This is a genomic window from Bdellovibrio sp. HM001 (genome assembly GCF_055397275.1).
The window spans coordinates 3,666,613-3,686,313 of record NZ_AP029174.1; the positions used below are offsets into that span (position 1 = coordinate 3,666,613).

The 19,701-nt window shown below is 49.2% G+C and carries 15 protein-coding genes; 11 read left to right on the plus strand and 4 right to left on the minus strand.

The genetic code is table 11. The annotated features are described in order from the left end of the window. The gene (locus ACZ5ZZ_RS17345) at positions 1-2,610 is read right to left on the minus strand and encodes a M16 family metallopeptidase (protein ID WP_464140643.1); all 2,610 of its coding nucleotides are present in this window, start codon (positions 2,608-2,610) and stop codon (positions 1-3) included. Between the two features lie 16 nt (positions 2,611-2,626). Here ACZ5ZZ_RS17345 and hemW point away from each other — a divergent pair, with 16 nt between their 5' ends. From hemW to ACZ5ZZ_RS17395, 10 genes are all read left to right on the plus strand, one after another. Then, positions 2,627-3,808, plus strand: a complete 1,182-nt coding sequence (hemW, locus tag ACZ5ZZ_RS17350; RefSeq protein ID WP_464140645.1) for a radical SAM family heme chaperone HemW — start codon at positions 2,627-2,629, stop codon at positions 3,806-3,808. A gap of 76 nt (positions 3,809-3,884) precedes the next feature. Further along, the gene (gene grpE / locus ACZ5ZZ_RS17355) at positions 3,885-4,403 is read left to right on the plus strand and encodes a nucleotide exchange factor GrpE (protein WP_464132564.1); all 519 of its coding nucleotides are present in this window, start codon (positions 3,885-3,887) and stop codon (positions 4,401-4,403) included. A gap of 11 nt (positions 4,404-4,414) precedes the next feature. Beyond that, positions 4,415-5,401 carry a DnaJ C-terminal domain-containing protein gene (locus ACZ5ZZ_RS17360; protein WP_464119059.1) on the plus strand — a complete coding sequence of 329 codons (987 nt, stop codon included), beginning with the start codon at positions 4,415-4,417 and terminating at the stop codon, positions 5,399-5,401. Continuing rightward, a complete protein-coding gene (locus ACZ5ZZ_RS17365) occupies positions 5,398-7,065 on the plus strand; it encodes an ABC transporter substrate-binding protein (RefSeq protein WP_464140647.1) in 1,668 nt (555 codons plus the stop codon). Before ACZ5ZZ_RS17360 ends, ACZ5ZZ_RS17365 begins: the two co-directional genes overlap by 4 nt. Positions 7,066-7,173: 108 nt before the next feature. Next, positions 7,174-7,545, plus strand: coding sequence for a TraR/DksA family transcriptional regulator (locus ACZ5ZZ_RS17370; RefSeq protein WP_464119061.1), 372 nt, complete (start codon positions 7,174-7,176; stop codon positions 7,543-7,545). 92 nt (positions 7,546-7,637) lie between these two features. After that, positions 7,638-8,009, plus strand: coding sequence for a TraR/DksA family transcriptional regulator (locus ACZ5ZZ_RS17375; RefSeq protein WP_464132567.1), 372 nt, complete (start codon positions 7,638-7,640; stop codon positions 8,007-8,009). A gap of 153 nt (positions 8,010-8,162) precedes the next feature. Beyond that, entirely contained in the window at positions 8,163-10,574 is a 2,412-nt protein-coding gene (gene lon, locus ACZ5ZZ_RS17380) for an endopeptidase La (RefSeq protein ID WP_464140650.1), read from the plus strand. Positions 10,575-10,745: 171 nt separating this feature from the next. Beyond that, positions 10,746-13,286, plus strand: coding sequence for a hypothetical protein (locus tag ACZ5ZZ_RS17385; RefSeq protein WP_464140652.1), 2,541 nt, complete (start codon positions 10,746-10,748; stop codon positions 13,284-13,286). Beyond that, positions 13,287-13,787 (plus strand): type II secretion system protein, encoded by a 501-nt coding sequence (locus ACZ5ZZ_RS17390; protein WP_464140654.1) that lies wholly within the window; start codon positions 13,287-13,289, stop codon positions 13,785-13,787. Next, positions 13,784-14,866: a PulJ/GspJ family protein gene (locus ACZ5ZZ_RS17395; RefSeq protein ID WP_464140656.1), complete on the plus strand. Its 1,083-nt coding sequence runs from the start codon at positions 13,784-13,786 to the stop codon at positions 14,864-14,866. Before ACZ5ZZ_RS17390 ends, ACZ5ZZ_RS17395 begins: the two co-directional genes overlap by 4 nt. Before the next feature lie 43 nt (positions 14,867-14,909). Here the strand turns inward: ACZ5ZZ_RS17395 and ACZ5ZZ_RS17400 are convergent, their stop codons facing one another. Further along, positions 14,910-15,329, minus strand: coding sequence for a hypothetical protein (locus ACZ5ZZ_RS17400; protein WP_464140658.1), 420 nt, complete (start codon positions 15,327-15,329; stop codon positions 14,910-14,912). Positions 15,330-15,686: 357 nt separating this feature from the next. Here ACZ5ZZ_RS17400 and ACZ5ZZ_RS17405 point away from each other — a divergent pair, with 357 nt between their 5' ends. After that, on the plus strand, positions 15,687-16,889 hold the full coding sequence (locus ACZ5ZZ_RS17405) for a patatin-like phospholipase family protein (RefSeq protein ID WP_464119099.1): 1,203 nt from the start codon (positions 15,687-15,689) through the stop codon (positions 16,887-16,889). Here ACZ5ZZ_RS17405 and ACZ5ZZ_RS17410 read toward each other — a convergent pair whose 3' ends face one another. Both ACZ5ZZ_RS17410 and ACZ5ZZ_RS17415 read right to left on the minus strand, forming a co-directional pair. Continuing rightward, on the minus strand, positions 16,890-18,833 hold the full coding sequence (locus ACZ5ZZ_RS17410; protein WP_464140660.1) for a transglutaminase TgpA family protein: 1,944 nt from the start codon (positions 18,831-18,833) through the stop codon (positions 16,890-16,892). Next, on the minus strand, positions 18,830-19,687 hold the full coding sequence (locus tag ACZ5ZZ_RS17415; RefSeq protein ID WP_464140663.1) for a DUF58 domain-containing protein: 858 nt from the start codon (positions 19,685-19,687) through the stop codon (positions 18,830-18,832). Before ACZ5ZZ_RS17415 ends, ACZ5ZZ_RS17410 begins: the two co-directional genes overlap by 4 nt. Positions 19,688-19,701 lie beyond the last annotated feature (14 nt).

Below are 19,701 nucleotides of genomic sequence, written 5' to 3' on the forward strand. Positions count from 1 at the left end.
CTAACCGGCCTTCACATCCGAAGGTCCCACCAGACTGACAACTGAAGGCTGCGCAAAGATCCTCTGCGCCAGCTTCCGCACATCTTCCGCCGTCACTGAGAAGTACTTGTCGGCGACATCCAGGCTTTCGCGATAATCCAGTCCATAAATATCATCGAACAAGATGGCATTGCCGATCGTGCCCTTACGCTGCAACTCGATATCGTGGCGTCCGATCAGGTATCTCTGAGCACGAACCAGTTCCTCTGCCGGAACCATTGTGGTTGCCAGTTTGTTGAATTCCTCTTTCAGCATCTGGATGGCTTTGTCTGCTTTCTCTGGTGAACAACCGATATATCCACCGAAATATCCACATTCGATGCCTTCCATGTGCATCGGCGAAACAGAATACGCCAAAGAGTTTTTATCACGAAGCTCCAGGAACAATCTTCCTCCCTGACCACTGAGGATGGACTGAATAATTTCCAGTGTGTAGCGTTCCGGACTTGAAAGTGTCAGGCCCTGATATCCCACGATAATGTGACTTTGTTCTTTCTTGAGCTCGCGATAAAGATGTTTGGATTCTTTGATCACGGGAGCCGCAAAATGATTCTTCACCCGCTCCCCTTTGGGAAGCTCTTTGGTGATTTCGTTCAAAGTCTTCACCCATTTTTCTGTATCAACATCTCCGACCACAGCAAAGGTCAGGTTTTTAGGGTTGGCAATTTTCTTATAGTATCCACGCAAGGAGTCGGCTGTGATGGCATTTACACTGGTCTCACTTCCCACCAGATCGCGTGCGTAAGGATGCCCCTTAAAGATCTCCTGCATGAAGCTTAAGATACAAAGTTGTGCCGGATTGTCATTGCGGGCTTTGATTTGATTTTTCAAAACCACTTTTTCGCGTTCCAGAATGGCATCAGGGAACTGCGGCGCCAACAGAGAGTCCGCGTAGATCTCCAACATCTTATCTTCAAACGGCGACAGATAGTCCATGGAAAGACCCGCAGAGTTTCTGCCTCCGAATGCCCCGATACCCGCTGCCAGTTCATCTACACGAAGATTGATATCGTCTTCAGTGAACTTTTTAGACCCTGACAGCCAGTTGCGCGCAAAGAGCTCGGTCAGACCACTTTGCCCCTCTTCTTCCACGCGTGCGCCCCCCAAAAAGGCGGCCTTCATTGCCACGTAAGGCGTGTCACTTTGCTCACGAATCAACAAAGTGGCTCCGGAATCAAGCACGATGCGTTCGGTTTTTGGAGCCTTGCTGCTGGCTCCTACGTTGATGTTGAATTTTTTTGCCACAAACTTCGCAGGCTTTTGTTTGCTGACCTTGGCTTCCTTCAAAGCCTTCTTCAGATCTTTGGCAAAGGTCTTCAAAATTTTTTCTGCGGCTTTTTTATCCATATTGGTCATCATGGAAAGACCAAAAGAATCCGCTTTCAGATATTTTCTGGCGATCTTCAGGATGTCTTCAGGCTTCAGGGCGTAAACCTGCTTCATGTACTTTCTATAGTAGTCATGATCGCCATAATAGAACTCATTGCTTCCGGCTTTGCGGGCGATGTTATCCACCGTTTCCATTGAATAGACTTCGTGGCTGGCAAAATTAGTCATGGCTTTTTGCATCTCTGCCACCGTGGGTGGTTCGGTCACCAGTCGCACCAGTTCCGGGATCAACGCGGTGAGGGCTTTGCTCAAATTTTCCTTTTCCAATCCCAGGGAAACCGCGAACAAACCATCATCCTGCATAGAGTAAGCAAAAGAGCCAACAGAGTTGGTCAATGGCTCTTTAATACGCAGGGTCTGCATCAGACGACACGAATCCCCTTGCCCTAAAATCGCCGACATCACTTCCAAGGCGGCGATGTCTTTGTGTTTTACATTCGGAATACGCCAGGTCAGATAAGCCGTCGTCTGTTCAAATTTCGCCTGCTCCACTTTGATGCGGATGTTCTTTTGCGCTGGTTCTTTTTTGCGGGCAACTTTGCGCAGCTTGAACGGTTCAAAGCCCCCGAACATTTTCTGCACGCGGGTTTTCATGTCTTTGGATTCAAAGTCACCCGAGACTACCAGGAACATATTCGACGGCACATAGCGGGACTGATAGAACTCGCGGATTTTTTTAGCAGAGACTTTCTTTACGACTTTGTCATAGCCAATCACCGGGATGCCGTAAGGGCTTTTTTTAAAGACGTTGGTGAACAGCAGCTGGCTGGCTCGGCGGCCAGGGCTGTCCTGCCCACGTTTGATTTCCTCGATAACAACTTCGCGCTCGTTGTCGATCTCCTGGGGATCAAAGGTGGGATAACCCATCATCTCACTGATCACGTCCAGTGCCACATCCGAGAACTGCTTGGAAATAGTCACATAGAAGACCGTCTGGTCAAATGAGGTGTAAGCATTGAGCTCCCCGCCGGAGCCCTCGACCGTGGCCGCGATCTCGCCCACCTTGTATTTGCGGGTGCCCTTAAAGACCAAATGCTCGATAAAGTGAGAAATCCCCTCTTCGCCCTTTTTTTCATCGGCAGAGCCTGTTTTCACCCACATTTGCACTGAGACCACTGGAGACTTATGGCTTTCCAGGAAAAGGACCTTCAGACCGTTTTTTAGTTGAAATTTCTTAGACATACTCTACATAACTCCCATGGCATTTGGCGTCTATATCCACATTCCCTACTGCATTCAGCGTTGCACTTACTGTGACTTTGCCACCTATGAGCAAAGCAAGATTTTGCCGCCCGAGCAGTATGTGGAACTCCTTTTCAAGGAGATTCGTCAGAAGCACGGCTATTACACCCCACAAAGTCTGGATACCATCTACTTTGGTGGAGGCACACCGAGCCTCATCCCTGCTCATCTCATTGTAGCGATTATCAAAGAGCTGGGTAGATATGGATTTACAACTAGACCTGACACCGAAATCACCATTGAGATCAATCCGGCAACCGTCAGCGAAGACAAACTGAAGACGTATATTGATAACGGCGTGAACCGTTTCAGTGTGGGTGCTCAAACTTTTGATGATCGCCTGTTGAAGATGGTTCATCGCGAACATTCCGCGAAGCAAACCCTGGAAACGCTCGACCTTTTACGGGCCCACAATCTGAACTTCAGCTTCGATATTCTATTTGCGTTGCCGTCCCAAACTGTCGAGGGCCTGCGCCGGGATGTGCAGATTGCCGTGGAACAGGGAGCGCGTCACATCAGCCCTTATTGTCTGACGGTTCCCGATGGGCATCCCCTTTCAAAAGGGCGTCCGATTGATGACGAACAGATTGAAATGTTTGATATCATTGCCGACGAACTGACTAAGACCGGATTCAAGCAGTACGAAATTTCCAACTTTGCGCTGCCCGGCTTCGAGTCCCGTCACAACCTGCTGTATTGGGTGGATGAGCCTTATTGGGGCCTGGGGCTGAGTGCCCATTCTTATTCCAAGGAGTCCTCGTGGGGCACGCGGTATTGGAATATCAACAACATCAATGATTACCAGAAACAAGTTCTGGCCTTTGACGGACAGCAGTTTACTTCCCCGGCGCTCCATTTGCCTGAAAGCCAGGTGGAAGTTTTAGAGATGCACCAAGCGCTTACGGACTTTTGTCATACCTCCATGCGTCTGATGCGCGGACTCAATATTGCGCAACTTCGGTCCAAGTTCCCTGCGGGCACCTGTGACAAAGTGGTTCAAATTCTTTCGAAACTGGAAGAAAAGGCCTGGATTCAGCATGACAACGGGCATTGGTCACTGACTCGCGACGGCCTTGTGTTGAGCAACCGAATTTTTCAGGAATTGACCTTCCTCAAGGAAGATTTATCACAGGACTAGGAGTTTTTCTCCGACCCTCCTGACATTGACAATATCTCGTGAATACACAATCTTAAGTATTGCGAAAGGACGTCTCATGTCAGAAGAAAATAACTCTCAAAATACGAATATTCCTCCTTCAGAAAATGCCGACAGTGCTTCTGAGATCCAAAAGCTTCAAGAGCAGGCTGAAAAGTTCAAAAACGACTTCCTTTATATGCGTGCTGAGTTTGAGAACTACAAACGCAATGCGATCAAAGAGCGCTCGGAAATGATGAAATACGGTGGCGAGCGCCTGGTTCGCGACCTCTTGGAAGTTGTGGACAACTTCGAACGCGCCTTGAGCGTCAATATCAGCGCAGAAAACTTCCAGACCTTCAAACAAGGTGTGGAAATGACCGCCCAGGAACTGCGCAGTCTTTTGCAGCGCCATAACGTCACTGAAATTCCGGCTCAAGGGGTTCCGTTTGATCCGGCGGTGCACGATGCTCTAAGCAGCGAAGCAACTGATCAGGTAGCCCCTGGTCATATCCTGCGCGTATTTAAAAAACCTTACAAACTTCATGACAAAGTGATCAGACCTGGCCAAGTCGTCGTGGCGAAGAAGCCAGAGTAAGTGAGTGTTGATTGTCTAAGAAAGACTTTTACTCCATTTTGAATGTTTCTCGATCTGCCACTCCGGAGGAAATTAAAAAATCCTACCGTAAGCTGGCGATGCAGTATCATCCGGACAAAAATCCGGGCGACAAGAAAGCCGAAGAAAAGTTCAAAGAAATCACCGAGGCCTATGAGGTTCTCAGTGACACCAAAAAGCGTGAAATGTACGACCAGTTCGGCCACGCCGGAGCCCAGGGCTTCGGCGGCGGAGCCGGAGGTCCCTTTGGTGGAGCTGGTGGCTTTGGTGGATTTGGTGGAGCCGGATCCTCTTCTCAGGGTGGGGATCCTTTCCAGGATATTTTCGGGGATGTCTTCGGCGATATCTTTGGTTCGGCTCGGGGTCCCGGGGCTCGTCCGCGCCGTCCCAGCAAAGGCACAGACCTTCGCTACACTTTGAATATCTCTTTTGAAGAGTCCGCGCTGGGCTGTGAAAAAGTCATTAGCTTTATGAGACAACGTGGCGGCCGCGAAGAGCCCGCCAAACTGTCTGTGAACGTGCCTGCCGGCGTGAAAGAAGGTCAACGCCTGAAGCTTGCCGGTGAGGGTGACGCTTCCGCGGGAGCCACCGCAGGGGATTTGTACGTCATTATCAATATTCAAGAACATCCCCTTTTCAAACGCAGCGAAAATGACGTCACACTGGATCTTCCCATCATTTATACCGACGCCATTCTGGGCACCAACATTGAAGTCCCAACACTAACGGGCAAAGCCATGATTCGCATTCCTCCGGGCACCCACTCCGGTCAGACTTTCCGTCTGAAAGGAAAGGGTTTCCCGAAACTTGGTGGATTTGGATCAGGTGACATGCTTGTGCGGATTCTAGTCGACACACCCAGCACTTTATCCAGCCGACAAAAGGAGCTGATGGAAGAACTTGCTAAGAGCGGCGAATCCAGTCCTTTGGTTAAGGCCTTCCAGGAAAAAGTATCCCAACTTATGAGGAATAGAAAATGAAGTCCACCTTCTCGCTTCTGCTTACGGCCGGTCTTTTGGCTTCTTGTACGACAGTGGCAACCAAGCGCGCCCCATTAAAGCCAGCGGCAACCACAACAGCGTCAGCGAAAAAACCAAAGACCCTCGGCGGAATGACAGCCGGGAAGCCGCCAGAGCAGATTGTGTCGGAACATATCTCCACTCCTACGGCATCGGGTGATATTTTGAATCAACTCAAAAGTCTGGTAACCCAGACAGTTCAAGCTCCAAACAAACAGGATCAGGAGTCCTTCCGCCTGCGCGCCATTGATGTGGTGGAAAACAAGCTGAACGAAGACCAGCTTGAGGATGTTGCAGACGATTCTGATTTTGGTTTCCTGCGCGGACACGCCATGTTCCGTCTGGGAGAGATTTCCCTGGATAAAAAAGACACCTCCGATGCGCGCAAATACTTCAACTCCGTGACCGAATTCATCCCGGGAAGCGACCTGGCCTTGCGTGCGCAGGAAATCATCCTGCAGCTTGATTCGGCTAAAAACGTTCAGTCCCAGACAGTGGGTGTTGTCCTGCCGCTCAGCGGGCGTAATGCTCCTGTTGGTCAGCGCGCGCTGCGTGGGCTGGAGATGGGCCTGGGCCTTCATATTCCGGGCTCTGGTTTTAAGCTGGCCGTGATGGACAGCGAAGGCAATCCCGACTCTGCCCGTCGTGGAGTTGAACGCCTTGTGAAAGAGGACAATGTCATCGCGATCGTGGGAAGCCTGCTTTCAAAGACAGCTCCGGCCGTCGCAGCGAAATCCGATGAACTCGGTGTTCCGACGATCGCCCTTTCTCAGCGCTCCGGACTGACAGAAATTGGTCCGACTGTGTTCAGAAACTCCCTGACCAGCGGCATGCAGGTGCGCGCCCTGGTTCGTACTGCCATGGAAGATCTGGGCATGAAGAAGTTTGCAATTCTTTATCCCAACGATCCCTACGGCATTGAATTCACAAATATCTTCTGGGATGAAGTGCTGGCTCGGGGTGGGGAAATCACTGCGGTTCAGACCTATTCTGTAAAAGAAACGGACTTCCGCCTGGTGATTCAACGTCTTGTGGGCACCTATTTTGGCGAAGCCCGTCAGGACGAATTCAATCTTCGCCTTAAAGAACTGCAACAGTCCGGGAAAAAACACTCCGTGCGACAATCCAATCTGGAAAATGTTTTGCCTCCGATTGTGGACTTCGACGGCATCTTCATCCCCGACAGCGCGCGCGCGATGGGTCAGATTTCTGCGATGCTTTCCTATAACGATGTTCGCGGCGTAAAATTGCTGGGCACTAATCTTTGGAACACCAAAGACATTGCCAAACGTGCCGGGAACTTCGCGCAAAGCCTGATCTTTGTAGACAGTATGAGTCCGTCTTCCCAAGACCGTTCACGTTTCGTGGGGGAATACCGCTCTTTGTATAACGAAGAGCCCTCCCTGATCGAGATTCAGGCCTATGATGCGGGTTTGATCCTGCGCCAGCTGATCGCCGCAGGCGCCAGTTCGCGCGAGGACTTGGTCAAAAAGATGTCCGAGCTCAACCGCTTCCCTGGAAGCCTAGGAAGCCTCAGTATTAATGCTGAACGCGAAATCGAACGCCCGGTAACCACGCTAACTATCGAAAAAGGCGAAGTTATTCCGCTTAGAATCCGCAAATAAGTCCCATAAGTTAAATTAATGGCGATTTTTTAACCCCCTTCGGATGGTGCTCTGTCTTAGGAACACCAGCGACAATGAGTGTCGCAAAATCTAAAGAAGGGGGCCGTTATGACAAGTCGTATCTCTGAAAACGTAATGATGGAGTGCAGAAGAAAACTCCTCACCGCAAAACAAGATGTTTTGAATCGCTTTAGAACAGCCCAACGCGAGTTGGTTCACCAGGAAAAAGGTGGTGATGAAGCTGATCAGTCTGTCGCTCACATCGAAGAACATTCTTTTTTAATCTCCCAAGCGCGAATGAGAAATCAACTTGTCGAGATCGAGATGGCCCTGGCCCGCATCGAACAAGGCACATTCGGCATTTGTGAAGAAACAGAAGAACCTATCGAAACTGAAAGGTTGTTGGCAATTCCATGGACTCGCCTAAGCATTGAGGGCGCAGAGATGCGAGAAGCGGTAAGTCGTAAGTTTGCGCGTTAAATAATCACGCAGTGCTTTTTTAGTGACAGACATTCATTCCCCCGTAATATGCGATCAATTTTCGGCCAAGGATCATCATATCGGGGGGTGAGATGAACGCAACCGAACTGACAGAAGTTGAACTACAAAATTTGAAAGAATCTTTGCTCTTCCAAAAGAGCACGATCCTCAACAAAACTCATGAGTTTAAAGAGGAGCAATCCAGCATGGCTGCGGTTGCGGATGAAGCGGAAGCCGCTTCTCAAGATATCTCCAACAATATCTCTATTCACTTGCACGAACGCGATCGCACCGCTTTGTATGCGATCGAAAGAGCTCTGGGTAAGATTGCCGACGGGACCTATGGCCAGTGTGAATCCTGCACTGAAATGATCAGCGCTCGACGCCTGCAAGCCAGACCGTTCACAGCCCTTTGTATTGATTGCATGGAAGAACAAGAGAGCCATTCGAGTATTTTCCAATAAGTACAAATTTATCTCATTGGATGAGGTCCACTGACATGGATGTCAGTCCAATTTTTTAAATTTATCCGGAATTGCAGTTTAGAAAAAACTGTCTCACACCGAGAAGACTCATACCAGAAACATAAATTCCCGCATTTTACGCGGAGGAGCGGTATGAGTTTTGACGATAAAGTCCTAGAAATCCCACAGACCCTTCCCATGCTACCTGTGAGAGACATCGTAGTATTCCCCTACATGATCATTCCTTTGTATGTAGGCCGTGACGCCTCTATCCGCTCAGTTGAAGAAGCCTTGGCGAAAAACCGCCTGATCTTCCTGGCATCACAAAAAGACATCACTGAAGAAAATCCTTCTCCGGACAATATCTACACTGTGGGTACAGTGGCGATGATCATGAGAATGAGAAAACTTTCTGATGGTCGCGTAAAAATCCTTATTCAAGGTGTGGCTAAAGGCCGCGTGAAAAACTTCACTAAGACAGCTCCTTCTTTCGAAGTGGCGGTTGAAAAGATCGAAGAAACTCCGGTTCAAAAAACCGTCGTTGAAAACGAAGCTTTGATCAGAACGGCCAAAGAGCACATCGAACGCATCATCGCGTTGGGCCGCCCCCTTTCTCCGGACATCCTGTTGGTGTTGGATGATGTTTCTGATCCAGGTCGTATCGCTGACTTGATCGCTTCTAATCTGGGTGTGAAAGTTCAGGATGCTCAGAAAGTTCTTGAAACTTCTGACGCCACAGAAAGACTGAAACTGGTAAATGAAATTCTGGCTGCTGAACTTGAAGTGATGCAGACTCAACAGAAAAATCGTCCGGGCAATGCCAAGGATGATATGTCCAAGTCTCAACGCGAGTACTTCTTGCGCGAGCAAATGAAGGCTATAAAGAATGAGCTTGGGGAAGGCGACTCCAAATCTGAAGAAATGGACGAGTTGCGCGAAAAGCTGATCAATGCCGGTATGCCTGCCAATGTCGAGGCAGAAGCTTTGAAACAGTTGGGTCGTCTGGAGCGTATGCATCCGGATGCTTCCGAAGCCACCATGGTTCGCACTTATCTTGACTGGATGGCGGATCTTCCTTGGAGCAAAAAATCCGAAGACCATATCGATCTTAAACGCTCCAAAGAAATTCTGGACGAAGATCACTACGAACTGGAAAAAGCCAAAGACCGTATCATGGAATTCCTGGCGGTACGCAAGCTGAAGCCAAATCTTAAAGGCCCAATCCTGTGCTTCGGTGGTCCTCCGGGTGTGGGTAAAACATCCCTGGGTAAATCTATCGCTCGCGCGATGGGACGTGAATACTTCCGTATCGCCCTGGGTGGTGTGAAGGATGAAGCGGAAATCCGCGGTCACCGTCGCACTTATGTGGGTGCAATGCCGGGTAAAATCATCCAGGCTTTGCGTCAGGCAAAAACAAACAATCCAGTGATCGTACTGGATGAAATTGACAAGTTGGGCTCTGACTTCCGTGGCGATCCTTCTGCAGCAATGCTTGAGGTTCTGGATCCGGAACAAAACGCCACTTTCCGTGACAACTACTTGAACGTCGATTTCGACCTTTCAAATGTGTTGTTCATCGCAACGGCTAACGTGTTGGAAAATATTCCACCAGCATTGCGTGACCGTATGGAAATCCTGAATATTCCAGGATACACAGAGAACGATAAACTTTTGATCACGAAAAAACATTTGATCAAAAGACAAATTGAAGCCAACGGTATCACTGAGGAAAACATCCAGTTTACCGACGAAGGCATCAAGTATCTGATCGCTGGGTACACTCGCGAAGCAGGTCTTCGTAACCTGGAGCGCGAAGTGGGATCCGTCTGCCGTAAAGTGGCGAAGATGGTTGTGATGGGCGAAGCAAACTTTGTGGAAGTAAATGCCACAACAGTTCCAGAGCTTCTGGGCCCGCCAAGATTCCAGCGTGACGACAAGATTGCAGACTCCCAGATCGGTGTGGTTCAAGGCCTTGCCTGGACTCAGGCTGGCGGTGAAGTTCTGACGGTGGAAGCTTTGAAAATGAAAGGTAAAGGACATCTTTCTCTGACTGGCCAGCTTGGCGATGTCATGAAAGAATCCGCTCACGCCGCGATGTCTTATGCTCGTGCTCACCAGGAAGAACTGGGTATTCCAGAGGACTTCTTTGAAAAGTACGACATTCACATCCACTTGCCAGCAGGTGCGATCCCGAAAGACGGTCCTTCTGCAGGTATCACTCTGACAACAGCGCTTGTCAGCTTGATGACAGGCACTCCGGTTCGTCACGATATCGCGATGACTGGTGAGGTGACCTTGCAAGGACGTGTACTGCCTGTCGGTGGTATCCGTGAGAAGTGTCTTGCCGCTTTGAACTTGGGTATTACAAACATCATCATCCCAATGGCTTGCCAAAAGGATCTTGCTGACATCCCTAAGATCTTCAAAGACAAGATCAACTTTATTCTGGCGGAAAACTTGGACGAAGTGTTCGCGGTTGCCTTCGATAAGAATGCAAAAGCAACTACAGACAAGAAAACTGTTGCGAAGAAAGATCCTAAGAAATCCAAATCACTTGCGGCTTAGTCCGCAAGTGCGCATCGCCCCTCCCTAGAGTTATGCGTTCCCAAAGAGAGCTGGTAATACCGGCTCTCTTTTTTTGTTTCAATCCGAGACAGACACATGCTCTACCTTAGTCCGAGGTCCGAAACTGACTGTTAACTTGTTTGTATATAGGGAACGATCTAAGATTGTTCCATGAGGTTTCACAATAATGGTCAAAGCACTTTGCTATTTGTCACTGTCTTATGCGCAATAGGCGTGGTCTTTGTACTGAACTCTGCCGATATCCAAAAAAGAAACTACGAATACAAAACCAAGGATCACGATCAGGTCTTGCTCAACGAAGTCACCACTTCGGCTTTTGCGGTGATGGAATCGGCCTTGGCTCGACGGCTGTGGGAACCACCTCCTGATAACAACTGTCTGAAGTCTGAATCTTTCAGTGTCGAAGGAAAACTAGATGGCGGCATGACCTGGAATGTGACCGCGAAATACAACTTCACCACCAAAAACTACGAACTGGTTTCTGAAGGTCATTACCGTGATCTGAAAGCCGTTTACATCAAACGCATCAAGGTTCTGGATGTGTCGGACTATCTGCTGTTCTCGGGGTCTGATGCCCCTCTGACTTTACGTCGTTTGTATAATCCCCAGTTTCCGACCGCACTCATTGCCAGGGATCGCCGCATTTATACCAAAGGCCCCTTGCAGATGGGCGGGAACATCGCCCGGCCGGTCAACAATATGATGAACTGGAATGGCTCTCCCAGTGTATGGCCTGGGGAGTACGGCACCATTATTCAGGGCGACCGCATTCAATTTGGTGGTGGTCTGCAGTACATTCAGTACTCCATTCCCAAACCCAACCCTCATCCCAGCAACATCGAAAACCTTCTCGCTCCTTATGGAAGCGACATAGGCGCACCTAACTCTCACCACAGCCAATTCGGAGGCGGGTCAACAATTATCACCCGCGACTTCAATAAAGCCACAACGCTGAAGCAGCAGGTGGTAAACGGCACCAGCGGCCCACTAACCAAGGCCTCCGTTCGTAGCGAAATATATCCCATTGCACTTTTTGGCGGATCTATTCCATTGGAATCCTGGAAAGCCTCTGACAACGGTTCCTATATAAATGACCCTGATCGGTACTCTATATTCACCTACAGTTATGCTGGCGCCAACAACTTCGGCATTCGTATGGATGCCACATGCATATCAAAATCTGATGCTGCCTCGACAAAAAAGGTTTGCTCCAACTCTGAACATTTCCCCCGGGGTTTCAAAGCCTGGAGAAGAGACGCGGGACTGGATGGCACACTATTCACCTCTGACGCGGAGGAAATTCCTTCACCAAAGTTGAATTGGGATAATATGGAGGCTCTGGAAGAAGATGCCCGCCAGTGCGGCCATGTGATTTCAGCACCCACAAACTCGTATACCGATTGTCCGATTTGGGATGCCCAGTATCTGAAGCGTTACGCGAATGGTGACAGCACCTGTGATCAGGTCTCAAGCATTGACCTTAATACACTAACCCTGAACAATTTTAATGTGGCGCAACTGACCGACGCAAGCCTGAAAGAACGCCTGCTACGTCGGGTTGTGTACACGAAAGTTCCTACTGAATTTCGTCAGAACTCCGCACAAGGACTCATGACAGGAATTGTGCCTTCAAATCCTGCTCGAAAGAATTTGGCCCTTTGGGTGATTAGTGAGGATACGCTGGCTCTTCGTGGATTCCAGCAGGACACATCCTCCCCACTCAGCACCGATCCCGGACGCCTTCGTGAGATTGTCTTTAACAGTGATGCCACAGGTGGGGGACGCGAGCCCATTCCGATGGTGATACTCTCTCCAGAGCGCGTACACTTGCTGAGCCCGCAATACGTGCCGGCCACTCCAACCTACATGAGCACTTACTGGCCTGTGGTGGGTGGAAAGATTCGACCGGTTCTGCATAATTACACCGACTATGTTCGACAGGAGAACGATGGCTTCCGCTATGGCTATCGCAGTTACAAAGTTAGCAGTATCAGCCTTGTCACCAATGCCAGCATTGACACCAGCAACCCATTTGTTCTGCGTGGGCTCTGGAGTGGTCCGGACTCTACCGCGGATCAGTTTCCATCCAATTTGTGTATGGTCAGTATGGCTGGATACAATCTGGAAAAGGTCACTCCAGCGACGGGGCTTTATTCCACCGCAAAGATTCCTGCATACCACTCTATACCCAACTCGCCGCTTCCACCATTAAGCTCCAATTATTATAATGGAACGACATCGCAGTTTCCCTACGGTTATTATCCATCTGTATTTCATGTCCAAAGAGCTGCAGGCATGGCTGCTCGTGAAGAGTCTGACATTATCTATTCTGGCATTCGCATGTACACGGTCTTTGATTCTTTTGTTCCCACTGGAAAGAGGGATCTCAATGCGCCCGTACACGTCCCCGTCGAACTGCGCAGCAATCAGGGGGCTCCGATCACTCTGGAGCATAAGAACTTGATGTGGGACAATCCCTTTTACTATGCAGATATCCCAGCTGGCTCTCCCTGTATCCCAAGCTCTTTCAAGTCGCGCCAAGCTGGCTATCCAATCAATGGCATTTCAGAAACACAGCCAAGTATCAACAACGGACGCTATATATTTATTCACACGGATCCGCCCGTGGATTACCGCAACATCGGTTCTATTATTGGCGTCGATCAACCTATTCTGGAGACACGGAACTAGATGAAACTTCAATTGAACAACTTGGGTATGACACTTATCGAAGTCTTGGGGGCCGTGGCTATTTCCTTAATAAGTCTGACTGTCCTTATGCAGCTGACTCTGTCCAACAGAACGCACAAATCAGGTGTCGATCGTTCGATTGTCTTTAAAGAGGTCCTGACAAATAATGCGATCGAACTCAAAGGCGCTTCTGTCGATGATATTCCCCAACCGGGCAACTGTATTGTGCGCAACTATGATTTTCAGATCAATTTCTTGAATGAAACCACTCTCAGTGGCTCTCCCCCGGCTTGTGGTGCGGCCTTGCCGGGAAATAACACCATTCAGGTTGTCTGGGAAGTTGAACCGGCTTCGAACATCCAAGCCGACTTCAGTTCAGCTAGCTTAAAGCTGCCCAAGTATTCCAACAGTCTGAAGAAGGTTAATATTTATGTGCGTGGCTATCCAAACGGGACAGGGGGACAGTTGATTCAAAACCAAGTCACCTTGTTTAAAAGATGAAAAAAAGTTCCGGCTTCTCCGTCATGGAACTTCTTTTGGCCGTCAGCATCTCAACGATGGTGATCGGTATAGTCACCTATTTGATCCATAACTTTTTCTCTGAGCAGAAGAATATGGAGACCTGGTCTGCCGGTCAGCTGGAAATGTCCATGGCCCTCAGAACAATCGAAGGCGATATTCGCAACGTGATTCGCATGGACCCGGTTGAAAATCTGAGCAACAGCAGTTCGGTGGAGTATTTCGGCTTGACGTCCCTCTCTCCCGGAATGGAGCCGTCAGTTTGCCTGAATGATAATGGCGCCTCGGTGATTCGTTATACCACCTTAGATCGTAAGCAGAGATCCGAACGTGTTCTTCGCGCCTGGTCTGAAATGGCTGACTCCAATAAAACCGGAGCTTCCCATGAACTGCGCCTGACGGCGGATGAAACAGAGGCTTCGATGTTCACAGCGACCAAGATGCCTGTCGAAGTGGTTCTTGTGGATGCCGATAGGCGCTACCTTCGCCGATACACGGTGGTATCCAAAAGAATGAGTCTATCTACCAATCTGGATCCCTATGATGACCTTCCCAAAGTCGACTCTTTTGGTGCGCCGGTTACTTTCAAGTATGCTTCAGCCATCCTAAAGAATCCGACGAATATCAGCGGCAGTGCCATCACTTCCAAAACGGCCGTCTTTATTACCGGTTCTGAGGTGTACTCATCCCGCACGTACTCTCTTTGCCTGCGTAAGTCGGATCGCAGTCTGATCCGATTTGATGAAAATACCCGAGAAGAAACCGTTTTACTGCAGAACCCCCATGTCGACTTTACGATTGAGTCCTTCCGGGTCGGTTACATGGCGACCCGAGCCGGGATCCGGGTGGAGCCAGCCAGCTTCCTGCCCGAGATGCTAAGTCTTTCCAATATGGCTTGCATCAATACAGTGATGTTCACGTTGAATCTGAATGCATCAGAAAGTTTATTGAAAAGGAGTCAATCCCAGGCAGTGGGAGAACTGAAGACCCAAATCATGAGGCAAAGAACGGTTTATTCACAGAACCTGAGTATCAAAAGACCCCTCAGCTGCCAACAGTGAGACCCGTTGAAAAAGAAAAAGGGCTGAGTAATCAGCCCTTTTTTTATTGTTTAAACCCTTTTAGACGGTCGTTTTCGGATTCCAACACTCGAACCAGCGTTTTTAAGTCCGTCACTTCTTCTCTCAGGTGAAGGATCTGTTCCTCTTTTTCCTGAAGGATCTGGGTGTAGGCCTTCTTAAGCTCGTTGAGCAGTTTGTTAGCGGCCGTTAAGATGGGTTCGTCTTTATTCACTTTCACCATCTTATCGGTCAGGTCAGCGGTCTTTACTTCGTCCTTTGAAGTGGCCATTTCATAACCTTTCATCATTCCTTGATGAGCACCCACCAAAGCAAGGTCGCTTTCTTGGGAGGGGCGATGTACTCGTTGATGGGTACCCATCGGTTCGTCCATGATGAAGTACTTGCCGTCTTCAAAGCGGAACTTAATGTCGTCAGCCTTGATCCTTCGGCGGAGGGTACTCACACTAATTTTGTACTTAGTGGAGTAGTCCGTTAGCGGTAACCAAGAACCATAGGTCTCGACGTTCATTATTTCCTCATACTTTCTACTTCGGTGGCGCCGAAGCTTCAGTAGCTCGCCTTTGGGAGAGGTGGTCCCCTTACTCAGCTTGCGTAGTCAACGTTATCACAGGACTTAAGCCTGTCAAATTTTGTGTGAACACTTGTTCAAATTCAACTAAATTCAGGACTTTGATCTGGTTAGCCATTGCCTATTCACTAGACCAAAGTCTGAATACGCATCCCTAAGTCATGGATTTTTCATCGTTTAAAAGAATTCTTTGCGAGTTTTCCCCGAAGGTCCGATAATTTAAAAAGTTGTATGCGTATTAGAGATAAAAAGAAAGTGGCCCTAGTTTTAAGCGGAGGAGGCATCAAAGCCGCCGCCTTCCACATTGGGGTTTGCTTGGCCCTTCAAGAAAAGGGATTCAAATTTGCCGGCGGAACCAAAGAGATGGTGCGTCAGAACTTCGGGGATAACGACCCGATGACGATCCGTCTTTATGTCGGTTCCAGTGCGGGGGCTTTCGTAGCTTCGGTCTTGGCGGCTGGCTATCCAGTGGAGTCTTTGATCAATGCCTTCCAGGTCGGTTCCGGATCCGAACCCACTTTTGAAAAATCCGATCTTCGATATCTCAAACCGATTTCCTACCGCAGCCTTTTCAATCTGAACTCCGGCAGTCTTTTAAAGTTCATCCCCCGATCCCTGATGGAAAAAGCCCTGGTGACTGGAGGCTTTGAATCCCTTTTGAAAAACGGCCTGAAACTGAACGGCCTGTTTTCGACCAAAGGCATCGAAAACTATCTTCGCAAAGAAGTCCTGGTCGATAATGACTTTGCCCGTTTGGGAGTTGAGCTCTTTATCATCGGAACTCAACTGAACCACACCCGCAAGGCCATCTTCGGGAACTTCCCGGAGTCTTTTAAAACCGAGACCACCAAGTATATTAACTACGCCACAATCAGTGACGCGGTGGCTTGCTCCACGGCTTTGCCTCCGGTGTTTGCCCCTTACGGAATCAAGCGCCCCGACGGAAAAGAGATCCACTATTATGACGGTGAGATCCGTGACACTCTGTCCACCCATGTGGCTGCAGACTATGGAGCTGATTTAGTCATTTCCTCTTACTCCATTCAGCCTTATCACTACACCAAAGAGATGGGCTCTTTGCACGACTACGGCATCCCCCTGATCGCCAATCAGGCCTTGTATCAAGTGGTCCAACAAAAGATTGCCCGCCACATTCAGTACAAAAACGACATCCGCGGAATCTACAATGCTGTGGATGGTTACTTCAAACAACAGAACTTGCCACCCGAACACAGGGACAAAATCCTTGAAATCATTCGCAATCGTGTGAACTATCGCCCTGAAGTAGATTACATCTACGTGGCTCCACGCCCGCAGAACTATGAGATGTTCTTTGTGGATCACTTCAGCTTGAATCCGGATATCTTAGCGCGCATTGTACGCATCGGTTTTAAATCCGGAATCAACGCCCTTCGCCAGTACGATTTCAAATAGCTACCCGCTTTTTTCGATGGCTCTTTTCCACTGGGTCAGCAGCTCCCGAACTGACGTCTTTGGTTGGGTGCCGGCATAGGCCTTGTGATCAATGAACTGGCCAATATCCTGAAGAACTTCCCGTTGAGATGGGCTTTCTGCCGCCAGTCTCTGCAGATACCGTAGTGGGGTTTCGCCGGTTTCCTGGGACAGACTTCTTTTTTCAGCCCACTTCTGCACCTCCAGAAGTAAAACTCGCTCCTCGCTCACCAAGTCTTTTGTCCTGAAAAGACTACGGAAAAGCAAAACTCCAAGAACTCCGACGAACAACAACCCCAGGATCAGCTGTGCCTTCATATCCGCCAAGGACTGCCAAAAGCTCTGTTGAGAACTTCTGTCGAAATCCACCAAGAAGTAAGTCCACCGATAATTCAGATCGTCCATTAAAAATTCCGCGCGATCCCAAAGGGTGATACCCGCATCTTTGGACGGCCTCCACTGCACATTGCGTGCAAAGACTTTCTGATCCTCTTCAGACAAACTGAAGAAGTCTTCCGCTCCGATCACCAAACGCAACGGAGCCACCCAGCTCGTCGGGTCCACCCGCTGCCAACTTCCCTGATGGAATATTTCAACCCAGGCGTGAGCATCTCTTTGAGTCACCCGCCAAAAATCACCCACAGGATTGTAACGTCCACCTTGATAACCCACGACCACCCGAGAGGCGATCCCCAAAGACCTCGCCAAAGTGGCATAAGCTCCGGCAAAGTGTTCACAGAAACCACGTTTTCGATAAAACAAGAACGCTTCCAAATCATTCGGCCCACCATACACGCCCGGACTCAGACTGTAGGTAAAATCATTCTTAGCAAAAAGGTCCTGCAAAGCCTGAAGACGGCCTTCAATTTCCCGGGACCTTTTCTTGGTCTGCTCCACCCACTCCAACACCTGTCCACGCAGGGGCGGAGTTTGCAAATACTCGTCTTCAGCGGGAACCCAAGTGTCTTTGCTTCCCTCGTTCAAGATGCCGCGATAAACGGTGGTGGTCATAATCGGTCGCGTGCTGCGATAAACGCCGCCGTTCAAAGAAGTTGTGCGACCCTGCTCCAACTGCACATCGCGGGTTCCATCCAAAACAAAAAGATATGTGTTAGAATGGGGCTCCAGTGCAATTTCATAGTAGCTTTCCTGGGCATCCACTTTTTTATTCTCGGGCGAACGCAGTCCCAAAGCTCCCGGTCGCCAACTCAAACCGCGAGAAAGTGGCAAAACCGAACCTCTCCAATAAAGATTCTCGCCGCTCTTTATTCCCGTGTCTGAAAGCTTGGCTCTAAAGACCATTGTGGAAACACCGGCAAGTTCGGCTACATTTCCGGGGTTTAGTTCCTCACTAAACCCAATTTGTCCTGTGTTGCTTCCGCGCGACATCGCCCACGGAAGTACCACGCGGGGAAAAGCAAAGAACAGAATCACCGCCCCCGGAACCGATAGGGCAAAAACCTTCAGAAGAACTTTTCCTTTGTGTGGAAGTTCCTGCGGAAGAAGGGAGTACCACAACCCCGCAAAGGCCAGCGCCGAGGGAACAATCCAGTAGATGTCCAAACTGAAAAGAGCTTTTACAGATACAAGAACAAAACCCAAAAGAACCAGGAAGCGGTGATCGCGTTTATTGCGATAGTCCATCACGCGCAAACCTGAAAGTCCCAACAAGAAAGTATAAGAAGGCTCTTGTCCAATAAAAGTACGGAACTGCAAAAGAATCTGCACAAGCAAAGCGATACTTAAAAAGCCAGTTACTTTCTTGGACAGTGGCTTCCAGCCCAGGTTCTCCACGCCCCACTTCCAGATCAGAAGACCGGCTGAAAAAAGGGCAATCCACGGCGACACTTCCATGCCGACCATCACCATGGCGGTCACAAAAGAAAAAGCCAGGGCTTTCTGGGAGAAGAATCTTCTTTCGCTCATGTCAAACTCCCTACCTGAAGAAGAGCCAGGGCTTTCAGACATTCATAGCGATGGGAGGCCCCCGAGTTTTTTCCCAGCTCTTGTGACCCTAGTTTCAACGAGTAAGCATAGTCCCGTTTTGCTGCCTGATCGATCCACAGACATAGCTGTGAAATTCGGCTTTCACCATCTTCCAGATGCGCCGTTTGATCCCAGGAAAAGTGCAGCGCTGGTTTTTCCGGCTCTTCATAGTTTTTTACCAGCAACTCCTGACGTCGGGCACTGGCACGCCAGTCGATACGACTTAAAGGATCGGCACTTTGAAAGGCTCTGTGATCCCGAAACAATCCAGCCAGCCGCACCCCTTCACCGGACACGGAATCCACAGGAAATTCCACATCCCCTTTTCGTTGTGGAAAGACCAAGATCTTTTCTTCAAAAAATGCGTACTTCCACGCCCGCAGAAGTCCAAACGGATACGCACTTTGCAGAGTGACTCTGGGCAAACTGACATAACCCCGGTGGGTCGGTTTAAACTTCAGCGAAAGACTTTCATGAGACTTCGGCGCCAACGATACTTTCGTTGTGATTTCTTGGCTTCGGGCAAAGACAGCTTCGACTTCCCAGGCTGTTATGTCGGAGCTGTTTTCAAGATCAAGGCGCACAAGTCCTTCTTCACCGGCGAAAAGCTCGGGGCTTTCCATTCCTTCGACACGCACAACATCCATGTTCTTGTTCGTTAATAGCATTCCTGTTACGGCAACAGAGATAAGGAAGAACACAAAGATATAAATCAGATTGTTTGCATAACCCACGGCCAGAAAAAACAAGGTCAGCGCCATCGCCCCAAAGGCGACACCAAAACGCGAAGGCATGATGTATGTTCTGT